The sequence below is a fragment of the Dietzia sp. CQ4 genome (genome assembly GCF_014145125.1).
GTDB classification, from domain to species: Bacteria; Actinomycetota; Actinomycetes; order Mycobacteriales; family Mycobacteriaceae; genus Dietzia; species Dietzia natronolimnaea.
Map to the genome: position 1 here is coordinate 1 of NZ_JAALDZ010000244.1, position 1803 is coordinate 1803.

The 1803-nt window shown below is 70.4% G+C and carries 2 protein-coding genes and 1 pseudogene; all 3 read left to right on the plus strand.

Translation table 11 applies throughout. The features are described 5' to 3' along the window. Positions 1 to 321 (plus strand): Holliday junction resolvase RuvX (gene ruvX / locus G6031_RS13605; RefSeq protein WP_182653545.1); only part of this gene is annotated, 321 nt, incomplete at its 5' end. Positions 322 to 413: 92 nt separating this feature from the next. Continuing rightward, a complete protein-coding gene (locus G6031_RS13610; RefSeq protein ID WP_179525363.1) occupies positions 414 to 1586 on the plus strand; it encodes an endolytic transglycosylase MltG in 1173 nt (390 codons plus the stop codon). After that, positions 1576 to 1803, plus strand: a pseudogene (locus G6031_RS19225) (hypothetical protein); the annotation flags it as partial. The gene G6031_RS13610 and the pseudogene G6031_RS19225, both read left to right, overlap by 11 nt.

The window sequence follows — 1803 nt, forward strand, 5'->3', positions numbered from 1 at the left end:
GAGTGGACGGCGGAGTTGGGACGCCTGGGTGACCTCGTCGAGGAGTACGACGCCGTCGGTGTGATCGTGGGGCTGCCCACCTCCCTGAAGGGTCGGGAGACCGCCTCCACGGCGATGGCGCGGTCGTTCGTGGGAGCGCTCTCCGTCGCCTCTCCCGACCTCGATGTCGAGTTCGTGGACGAGCGACTCACCACGGTGACGGCGGGAGCGGCGCTCCACGGCGCGGGCCGGAACACCCGGCAGCAGCGGGGCGTGATCGACCAGGCCGCCGCCGTGGTGCTCCTGCAGGCGTGGCTCGACTCGCGGCGCGCCCGCCGATGATGGGCGCGTCGACCGGCGCGGCTGGATAAACTGCCCGTCAAGCATGATGCTGTCCGGCGGGCAGCTCCCTGAACCCCTGGCTAAGGAGCACGATGTCTGCGGCACGAGGACGCTCACGAACGAGTGGCACCACCCGGTTCATTCTCCTTGCGGCCGTGGTCGGGGTGGTCCTGGCCTTCGCCGTGATGGTCTACCGCAACACGGGCAACGAGGTCTCCGCCGCGCCCGACTTCGAGGGCGAGGGCTCCGGCAACGCGCTGTTGCACGTCGAGCCCGGGGACACCCTGGGGGTCGTCGGTGACCGCTTGTACGACATCGGCACCGTGGCCAGCACCCGGGCCTTCACAGGTGCGGCGGCCGGGACGTCGGTCGAGGGTATTCAGCCGGGGTACTACCAGGTCCGGGAGGAGATGAGCGCCGCGTCGGCGGTGGAGGCCCTGGCCGATCCCCGGAACAGGGTCGGTTTCATGGACGTCAAGCCCGGCGGGCGGCTGCTCGACACCGTGGTCGTCGGCGGCGGTACCGAGAAGGGCATCTTCACCCTGATCGCGGACGCGACCTGTCTCCGGGACCTGGACGACCCCGAGGCCCCACCCACCTGCCGCCAGCCGCAGGAGATCGTCGACGCGGCCGTGCAGGCCGACCCCACCGAACTCGGGGTGCCCGACTGGGCGATCAACGAGGTCCGGGGCGCCCCGGACCCGGTTCGACGTCTCGAGGGCCTGATCGCGCCCGGGGTCCACAACGTCAGCCCGCAGTCGGAGCCCCTGGAGATCCTGCGGCAGCTGATCGACTCGTCGACCGACGCCTACGACGCCACCGGTCTCGTCCCCTCGGCCGAGAGGATCGGGTTGACGCCGTACCAGGTGGTCACCGCGGCGTCCCTGGTGGAGAAGGAGGGCACGCTGGAGGACTTCGACAAGATCGCCCGGGTGATCCTCAACCGGCTCGACGAGCCGATGCGCCTCCAGTTCGACTCGACGGTCAACTACGCCCTCGCCGACCAGGAGATCGCCACCACCGACGCCGATCGTGCGGCGGTCACGCCGTGGAACACCTACGCCATGGACGGACTGCCCTACGGTCCGATCGGATCTCCCGGGCTCGATGCACTCCGGGCGATGGAGAACCCCGCCGAGGGCCGGTGGAAGTACTTCGTCACCGTCGACATGCAGGGCACCACCCGCTTCGCCGACGAGTACCCGGAGCACGAGCGGTACCAGAGCGAGGCGATAGCCAACGGGGTCCTGTCCAGTGGGCGTTAGCACCACGGGCGCCGGTCCGGCCGGCGCTGGTCCGGGTAGCGCCGGTTCGGGTGACGCCGGTTCGGGTGGCGCTGCCTCCGACGGCCTCGCGGACACGTCACCCCGCTCCGCGGCGGTGTTGGGTCATCCTGTCGACCACTCTCTCTCCCCGGTTCTGCACGGTGCGGCGTACCGGGCGCTCGGCCTCGACGGATGGACCTACGAGCGGATCGACTGC